Raw genomic sequence first — 9,688 nt, 5'->3', positions numbered from 1 at the left:
ATACTAATTGCCCGTGAGGCTTGACCATATAACACCCAAGCAATTTGCGCGTAAGCCGAATTGTGGTGGTGAAGACGAAAGACCCGAAAGTTCGCAACATCACAAATATCGCATATCCGAATTGGCCAAGAGTGTTCACGGACATTCTGGCAACAGAATTTCTTGACGACCATAGAGCATTGGAACCACCTGATCCCATCCCGAACTCAGCAGTGAAACGATGCATCGCCGATGGTAGTGTGGGGTTTCCCCATGTGAGAGTAGGTCATCGTCAAGATTCATTTCGCAAAACCCCTATCTGCACATGCAGGTAGGGGTTTTGTCTTTTCCGGCCAGGAAAAGGTTTGTCTCCAAGCGTGCCACGGTCCGTGCCACGCCCCGTGATATGGTTCCGCATCTGAACCAACTGCCTTCCAGGGAATGCTCAATGGCTATTACCACGCTCCATCCAGGTTTCATGATCGTCCACGGCAACCGCCTCGATGACCTACGCAGCCTGGTGGTGAGCTGGATGCGCCGTTACCCCTTGGCACCTTTGGAAAACGAAATCGCCCTTGTCCAAAGCAATGGTATCGCCCAATGGCTCAAACTGGCCCTGGCTGAAGACCCGCTGGAAAATGACCTGGGTGGCTGCGGCATCGCTGCCGCAATCGATGTGCAACTGCCTGGCAGCTTCATGTGGCAGCTGTACCGCAGCGTGCTGGGCCACGACGAAATTCCCGAAGTATCCCTGCTCGACAAGGCCCCACTGACCTGGCGCCTGATGCGCCTGCTGCCAGCCCTGATAGAGCGCCCGCATTTCGAGCCGCTGCAGCGCTTCCTCAATGACGACAGCGACCTGCGCAAGCGCTACCAGCTCGCCGAGCGACTGGCCGACCTGTTCGACCAGTACCAGGTCTACCGCGCCGACTGGCTCAAGGACTGGGCTGCTGGCAATCACATCCTCAATACTGCCCGTGGTGAGCGCAAAGCCCTGCCGCCGGGCAACCGCTGGCAAGCCGAGTTGTGGCGAGCCTTGTTGGAGGATGTCGGTGAGCAGGGCATGGCGCAAAGCCGCGCCGGGGTACATCAGCGCTTCACCGAGCGCATCAACAATCTGGAACAGGCACCTGCGGGGCTGCCCCCGCGGGTGATCGTGTTCGGCATTTCCTCGTTGCCTGCGCAGGCCCTGGAGGCACTGGCAGGCCTGGCGCGCTTTAGCCAGGTATTGCTGTGCGTGCACAACCCCTGCCGCCACCACTGGGCGGACATCGTTGCTGACAAGGACCTGTTGCGCCATCAGTACAGGCGCCAGCAACGCAAACAGGGCATGCCCCTGCAACTGGACGACCAGTCGCTGCACCAGCATGCTCATCCGTTGTTGGCCGCTTGGGGCAAACAGGGCCGCGACTACATCAACCTGCTCGACAGCTATGACGATCCGGGCAGCTACCAGGGTGCGTTCAACGATGGGCGCATCGACCTGTTCAGCGACGGCTCGCCTACCACGTTGCTCAACCAGTTGCAGGACGACATTCTTGAACTACGCCCGCTCGCCGAAACCCGCGAGCTGTGGCCGCCAGTCGATCCAGGCAAAGACCGCTCGATCCGCTTCCACATTGCACACAGCCCGCAACGCGAAGTGGAGATTCTCCATGACCAGCTGCTGGCCCGCTTCAGCGCCGACCCTACGTTGCGCCCTCGTGACGTAATCGTCATGCTGCCAGCCATCGACACTTACGCGCCGCATATTCGCGCCGTGTTCGGCCAGTTGCAGCGCAGTGACCCGCGCTACATCCCCTTCACTCTCACCGACCAAGGCCAGCGCGGGCGTGAGCCTTTACTGATTGCCCTTGAACACCTGCTCAAACTGCCGGATAGCCGCTTCGCGGTCAGCGAAGTGTTCGACCTGCTGGACGTCCCGGCAGTCCGTGCCCGCTTCGGTATCCGCGAAAACGACTTGCCTACGCTGCACCGCTGGATCGAGGGCGCCGGTATTCGTTGGGGCCTCAACGCCGAGCAGCGGGCCAGCCTGGGTTTGCCCGCCGGGCTTGAACAGAACAGTTGGCGCTTCGGCCTGCGACGCATGCTGCTGGGCTATGCCGTAGGTGTGGGAGAGGCCTGCGATGGCATCGAGCCCTACGATGAAATCGGAGGCCTGGACGCAGCATTGATCGGTCCGCTGGTCGCACTGCTCGATGCACTCGACGTCGCTTGTCAGGCGTTTTCCGAGCCTGCCACTGTCAGTGAGTGGGGGGAGCGCCTGCACGCCTTGCTGCAGGTATTCTTCCTCGCCGAGGATGAGCACGACGAGTTCCTGCTGATGCAGCTACAGGACCTGCGCGATGGCTGGCTTGAAGTGTGCGAGGCTGTTGGGCTGAATGACCCGTTGCCGCTGACCGTGGTGCGTGAGGCCTGGCTGTCAGGCCTCGACCAGGGCAAGCTGTCGCAACGCTTCCTCGCCGGTTCGGTTAATTTCTGCACCCTCATGCCCATGCGCGCCATCCCGTTCCGCGTAGTCTGCCTGCTGGGCATGAACGATGGCGACTACCCGCGCGCCCAGCAACCACTGGACTTCGACCTGATGGCCAGCGATTACCGCCCCGGTGACCGCTCACGCCGCGAAGACGACCGTTACCTGCTGCTCGAAGCGCTGCTGTCGGCACGTGACCAACTGTATGTCAGCTGGGTCGGGCGCAGTATCCGCGATAACAGCGAGCGCCCGGCCTCGGTACTGATCGGCCAGTTGCGCGATCACATCGCTGCGGGCTGGCAGTTGAACGGCGCCGAGCAAGGGCAACCCGTGGAGCCGGGCGAGCAACTGCTGCATGCACTGACCCTGGAACACCCACTGCAGCCGTTCAGCCCCCGCTATTTCCAGAAGGGTAGCCCGCTGTTCAGTTTTGCCCACGAATGGCAGGTGCTGCACCAGCAAGGCGAAGAGCAAGAGCAGGGCGACCCTGGCTTGCCACCTTATTTCGACGATGAAGCCCTGAGCCTGACCCAGCTGAATGACTTCCTGCGCCACCCGGTACGGCACTTCTTCAGCCAGCGTTTGAAGGTGTACTTCGAAGCACTGGAGGCGCCGACCCCGGACGAAGAACCCTTTGTCCTCGATACCCTGCAACGCTACGGCGCCAGTGAGAGCCTGCTCGGCGCCGCCCTGGCCGAGCCGGGCAACGCCGAACAGGCCTTGCAGGCCCAGGCGCGGCGCCTGCAAGCCTGCGGTTTGTTGCCACTGGCCGGCTTCGGCGAGCTACTGCAGAACGAGCTGATCGAGCCGCTACCCGACCTGCTGCAACGTCACCAGCAGTTGCTGCAACGCTGGCCACAGCTGGTCGAGGGCGCTTTGCCGGTGCATTTCGAGCACGGCCAGCACCGCCTCGAAGGCTGGCTGGGCCGTGTGTTCCAGGCGGATGACCAGAGCCTGCTCAGCATCACCACCGTACCCAACACCATCAGTGCCGGGCGCAACAACCTCAAGTGGCACCGCCTGATTGCCCCTTGGGTCACGCACTTGGCCGCCTGTGCGGCAGGCTACCCCTATAACAGTGCACTGGTAGCCAGTGACCTGACCCTGTTGCTTGCACCGCTGCCGCCCGAGCAGGCCAGGCAACTGTTGGGCGATTTGCTCGTGGCCCGTCAGGCAGGGATGAATGCGCCTCTGCCCGTTGCAGCCAAAACCGCGTTTGCATGGTTGGCCCAGGACGATGCCGACAAGGCCTTGGCCGCCGCAGCCCGCGCCTACGAAGGCGACGAGCGCACCAGCTTTGGCGAGCGGGGTGAAAGCATTGCCCTGGCTCGCCAGTTCCGTGACTTTGCCGCACTCACTGCTGATGAAACCTTCGAAGGCTGGTGCGAAACCTTGTACCGCCCGTTGTTCACCGCCCCTTGGCAGACCTTGGGCAATCCGGAGAAAGGCGTATGACCCAGGTCCGTCCCTTGGCACTGAGTTTCCCCCTGCACGGCAGCCAGCTGATCGAGGCCAGCGCCGGCACGGGCAAGACCTTCACCATTTCGGCGCTGTACCTGCGCCTGATCCTCGGCCACGGTGGCGAACAGGGCTTTGACCGCGAGCTGCTACCACCGCAAATCCTCGTGGTGACCTTCACCGACGCTGCCACCAAAGAGCTGCGCGAGCGTATTCGTGCCCGCCTGGCTGAGGCTGCACGGTTTTTCCGTGGTGAACTGGAAGCCGCCGACCCGTTGTTGCATCAACTGCGTGACGATTATCCACAAGAGGCCTGGCCGCGGTGTGCCGGCCGCCTGGAAATCGCTGTGCAGTGGATGGACGAAGCGGCGGTATCGACCATCCATGGCTGGTGCCAGCGCATGCTCCGCGAGCATGCCTTCGACAGTGGCAGCCTGTTCACCCAGACCCTGGAAACCGACCACAGCGAGCTGCTGGGCCAGGTGATGCGCGATTACTGGCGGCGTTTCTGCTACGGCATGCACGGTGATGCGCTGGCCTGGGTCCGCAGCAACTGGGGGAGCCCCGATGCCTTGCTGCCGCGCATCCGCCCGCTGTTTGGCCGCATACGCGCTCAGCACGACGGGCCAGAGCCCTCCGCGTTGATCCAGGCGTCACTGCAGCAACGTGACCAACAGCTGGCTCGGCTAAAGGCGCCGTGGGCGCAGTGGGCCGAAGAGCTGCGCCAAATCTGCCGCGACGCACTGGCCGCCAAGCAGGTCGACGGCCGCAAGATGCAGGCCCGTTACTTCGAACCTTGGTTCGACAAACTTTGCGCCTGGGCTGCCGATGAGCATCTGGTGGAGCTCGACCTGGGTACCGGCTTCACCCGACTCACCCCTGCGGGCATGGCTGAAGCCTGGAAGGGCGAACCGCCCGACCACCCGGCCCTCGACGCCATGCAGACGTTGCAACAGCAATTGCAGGCCTTGGACAACCCAGATGCGCCGTTGCTTGAGCATGCTGCCGGCTGGGTATCGGCGCGATTCGAAGTGGAGAAGCGCCGCCGAGCGGAAATGGGCTTCGACGACATGCTCCTGCGCCTGCAGCACGCCCTGGCCAGCGAGGCCGGTGAGCGCCTGGCCAGCCTGATTCGCGAACAGTTTCCGGTTGCGCTGATCGACGAATTCCAGGACACCGACCCGGTGCAGTACGGTATTTTCGAGCGCATTTACCAGATCAGCGAAAACCGTGCACAAACCGGCCTGTTCATGATCGGTGACCCCAAGCAGGCAATTTACGCCTTCCGGGGTGCCGACATTTACACCTACCTTGCTGCGCGGCGCGCCACCAGCGGCCGCCTGCACAGCCTGGACACCAACTACCGCTCCAGCAAAGCCATGGTTGCGGCGGTCAACCAGGTGTTCCTGCAGGCCGAGGCGCGTGAAATGGGGCGGGGTGCATTCCTGTTCCGTGAGGCCGATGACAACCCGTTGCCGTTCATCGAGGTGCATGCCAAGGGCCGTGGCGAACAGCTGCTGATTGGCGGTGAAGCCAGCGCAGCCCTGCAATGCTGGCAGCTGGAAAGCGAAGAGCCGGTTTCCAGCAGCGTTTACCGCCAGCAACTGGCCGCCAGCTGCGCCAGCCATATCGTCGCCTTGCTCAACGGTGGCCAGCAGGGCACGGCGGGCTTCCAGAATGCCGAGGGCGAATTGCGCCCCTGCCTGCCTTCGGACATCGCCATCCTGGTGCGTGATGGCCATGAAGCGCAGATGGTCCGCGCCGAGCTGGCCAAGCGTGATGTGCGCAGCGTGTACCTGTCCGACAAGGACTCGGTGTTCGCCGCCCAGGAAGCCCACGACCTGCTGGCCTGGCTCAAGGCCTGCGCCGAGCCAGACTCGGAACGCCTGCTCAAGGCCGCACTGGCCAGCCTCACACTGGGCCTGTCGCTGGCCGAACTGGACCGGCTGAACCAGGACGAGCGGGTCTGGGAAGGCTGGGTCATGCGTTTTCGCCTTTACCGCGACACCTGGCAGCGCCAAGGGGTGCTACCGATGTTGCGCCACCTGCTGCATGACTTCCATCTGCCGCGCACGCTGATTCGCCGCAGTGATGGCGAGCGGGTGCTGACCAACCTGCTGCACTTGGCCGAGCTGTTGCAACAGGCCGCAGGCGAGCTGGACGGTGAGCAGGCGTTGATCCGTCACCTGGCCGAGCACCTGGCCAGTTCCGGGCAGGCCGGTGAAGAACAGATCCTGCGCCTGGAGAGCGACGAACAGCTGGTCAAGGTGGTAACGATCCACAAGTCCAAGGGCCTGGAATATCCCCTGGTCTATCTGCCGTTCATCTGCACCAGCAAACCCGTCGACGGCACCCGACTGCCGTTGGCCTGGCATGACAGCGACGGTAATGCCCACCTCACACTCACGCCGAACCAGGAGCAGATCGAGCGCGCCGATGACGAGCGCCTGGCCGAAGACCTGCGCCTGCTCTACGTAGCCCTGACCCGGGCACAGTATGCTTGCTGGCTGGGTGTTGCCGACCTCAAGCGTGGCAACCAGAAGCGTTCGCAGCTGCACCGCTCGGCATTTGGCTACCTGCTGGGGGGCGGCATTGCTCTGGCCGAATCGACGCAGTTGACGGGCTGGTTGCAGGCGCTGGCGGCGACGTGCCCGCACATCACCTGCCCGGGTCTGCCGCAGGCGGATGAGCAGGTGTATCGCATGCCCCATGCCGAGCGTGAGCTGCTGCCTGCACGCAAGCCTCGCCGCGCCGCAGCCGAGCATTGGTGGATCGCGTCGTACAGCGCCCTGCGCGTCGGCGACCAGACCCTTGGCGCCGACAGCTCGCAGGCCCAGCAATTGCTGGATGACGAGGTGCTCGATGCCCAGGTGTTGCGCGAGGTCCCGCCCGACAGCGGCGATATCCACCGCTTTCCACGGGGGCCGAACCCGGGCACCTTCCTCCATGGCCTGCTGGAATGGGCAGGGCGCGAGGGCTTCAGCCAGGTCACCGGCAACTCGCAGCTGATCGAGCGAACCGTTGGCCAGCGATGCAACCGCCGTGACTGGACCGGGTGGATTCCCACCCTCACCCAGTGGCTGCAACGCTTGTTGAACGAGCCGCTGCCGTTACCGGGCAACGACCTGCGTGTAACGCTCGGTCAGTTGCGCCATTACCAGATCGAAATGGAGTTCTGGTTCGCCAGCCATCAGGTCGACGCCGAACAACTCGACCGCCTGGTCGCTCGCTACACCCACCCTGGGTTGGCACGCCCGGCAGCGCAGCCAACCGTGCTCAACGGCATGTTCAAAGGCTTCATCGACCTGGCGTTCGAGCTGGACGGGCGGTATTACGTAACCGACTACAAGTCCAACTGGCTGGGCCCGGACATCCAGGCCTACGACACAATGGCCATGGAAAAGTCCATCATCGAGCACCGCTACGACCTGCAGTACGTGCTGTACCTGCTGGCCCTGCACCGCCAGTTGCGCGCACGCCTGCCGGATTACGATTACGACCGCCATGTCGGTGGCGCCCTGTTCATCTTCCTGCGAGGCGCCAGCAGCAGCGGCCACGGCGTGTACCACGCCAAGCCACCGCGTGAGCTGATTGAACGCCTGGATGCGCTGTTCCGTGGCGAGCGCGCGCCCGCACAGCAGGACCTGTTAGCCGGAGTTGCGCCATGAGCCGAAGCCTACTCGACCTTTTGCCCACCCCACTGCACGCCGAGCACCTGTTGGCGCTGGCACCTCAGCATGACAGCGGTGACCTGCTGCAACTGCTCGACCGCTGGGTAGAGCGGGGCTGGCTGCGTGCCCTGGACCGTGCATTCGTGTCGTTCCTTGAAGAGCGCGCCCCTGGCAGTGACCCCTTGCTGTTGCTGGCGGCAGCGTTGGCCAGCCACCAACTGGGCCATGGCCATGTGTGCCTCGATTTGCAGCAAACCCTGGCCGAGCCCGACTTTGCACTGTCGCTGCCACCGGAAGGCGACGCCTTGACTGGCCCTCTGCTGTTACCCTCGCAGCTGCTGGCCAACCTCGACTTGAATGCCTGGCGCCAGCGCATCGCCGCCAGCTCGCTGGTGGCACTCGGCGATAACCCAGGCCAGCAAGCGCGGCCGCTGGTGCTCAGCGGCGAGCGCCTGTACCTGCGCCGTTACTGGCGCTACGAGCGGCGCATCGACCATACCCTGCGCCAGCGCCTGACCCAGGCCGAAGCGCCGCTGACCGACCTGTCAGATCGCCTGGCGCAGCTGTTCGCGGGCGGGGCGCCAGCAGGCCAGGTGGACTGGCAGAAGCTTGCGTGTGCGCTGGCCACCCGTGCCGGTTTCAGCATCATCACGGGCGGCCCCGGCACGGGGAAAACCACGACCGTCGTGCGCCTGCTGGCCCTGCTGCAGGGGCCGGCGGTAGAGTTGGGCAGGCCGCTGCGCATACGCCTGGCCGCGCCGACCGGCAAGGCTGCTGCGCGCCTGACCGAGTCCATTGGCCAGCAAGTCGAGCGGCTGCAAGTCAGCGCTGAGGTCCGCGGGCAAATTCCCACTGACGTCAGCACCGTACACCGGCTGCTCGGCAGCCGCCCAGGCTCGCGGCACTTCCGCCACCATGCTGGCAACCCGTTGCCGCTGGACGTGCTGGTGGTCGACGAGGCGTCGATGATCGACCTGGAAATGATGGCCAACCTGCTCGATGCCTTGCCGCCACGGGCACGCCTGGTGTTGCTGGGGGACAAGGACCAGTTGGCCTCTGTCGAGGCCGGTGCGGTGCTGGGGGATTTGTGCCGGGATGCCGAAGAGGGCTGTTACTCGCCGGCAACCACTGCGTGGCTGGAACAGGTCAGCGGCGAGTCGCTGGCCGGCAGCGGGCTCAAGGCCGGCGATGAGCAGCGCAACCCGCTGGCCCAACAGGTGGTAATGCTGCGCTTTTCACGACGCTTCGGCGAAGGCAGCGGCATTGGTCAACTGGCCAGGCTGGTCAATCGCCAGGACGCTTACGCGGCACGCAACCTGCTGGCCACGCCACCGGAGGATGTGCACAGCCTGGCGCTCAAGCACGAGCAGGACCGTGCTTTTGACCGCCTGCTGCTCGACGGCCTGAACCGTGGTGCCGAAGGCCCGCAAGGCTATCGCAGCTACCTGCGCACCCTTGGCCGCTACAGGCCGGCACTCGAAACCGCATTTGACGACCCGGCATGGGAGCAGTGGGCGGGCAAGGTGCTGCACAGCTTCGAGGACTTCCAGTTGCTCTGCGCGGTGCGTCGCGGCGCCTGGGGTGTCGAAGGCCTCAACGAGCGGGTGGCGCGGGTGCTGCACAATGCCGGGCTGATCGACAGCCAGCAGCCCTGGTACGAAGGGCGCCCGGTGTTGGTGACCCGCAACGACTACGGCCTGGGCCTGATGAACGGTGACATCGGCATCGCCCTGCGCCTGCCGGATGAGCAAGGCGAGCCGCTGCTGCGCGTGGCTTTCCCGCGTAACGATGGTAGTGGCGGGGTGCGCTTCGTCTTGCCGAGCCGGCTTAACGAAGTGGAAACGGTGTTCGCCATGACCGTGCACAAGTCCCAAGGCTCGGAGTTCAGCCACACCGCACTGGTGTTGCCGGATGCGCTCAACCCGGTGCTGACCAAGGAGCTGGTGTATACCGGCATCACCCGCGCCAAGCACTGCTTCAGCCTGGTCGAGCCACGCCAGGGCATTTTCGAAGAGGCGGTGGCGCGCAAGGTACGGCGTATTTCCGGGTTGATGCTGGAGCAGGTCTAGGGGCATACAACCCGATGCACCTGGCCGCTCTTCCATAC

The 9,688-nt window shown here is 64.1% G+C and carries 3 protein-coding genes and 1 rRNA gene; all 4 read left to right on the top strand.

Translation table 11 applies throughout. The features are described from left to right. Positions 1–161: 161 nt before the first annotated feature. The 4 genes from rrf to recD all read left to right on the top strand — a co-directional run bounded on the left by rrf (position 162) and on the right by recD (position 9,650). Positions 162–277 (top strand): 5S ribosomal RNA (gene rrf, locus B9A31_RS14700). Positions 278–427: 150 nt separating this feature from the next. Next, entirely contained in the window at positions 428–3,907 is a 3,480-nt protein-coding gene (recC, locus tag B9A31_RS14695; protein WP_084297092.1) for an exodeoxyribonuclease V subunit gamma, read from the top strand. Continuing rightward, a complete protein-coding gene (gene recB, locus B9A31_RS14690) occupies positions 3,904–7,578 on the top strand; it encodes an exodeoxyribonuclease V subunit beta (protein ID WP_027609096.1) in 3,675 nt (1,224 codons plus the stop codon). Before recC ends, recB begins: the two co-directional genes overlap by 4 nt. Next, complete coding sequence (gene recD / locus B9A31_RS14685) at positions 7,575–9,650, top strand: exodeoxyribonuclease V subunit alpha (RefSeq protein WP_027609097.1); 2,076 nt, start codon at positions 7,575–7,577, stop codon at positions 9,648–9,650. Before recB ends, recD begins: the two co-directional genes overlap by 4 nt. Positions 9,651–9,688: the final 38 nt, after the last annotated feature.

It is taken from the genome of Pseudomonas sp. URIL14HWK12:I5, from assembly GCF_900176445.1.
Classification (GTDB): Bacteria; Pseudomonadota; Gammaproteobacteria; order Pseudomonadales; family Pseudomonadaceae; genus Aquipseudomonas; species Aquipseudomonas monteilii.
This window is presented reverse-complemented; position numbering and strand designations above follow the sequence as displayed.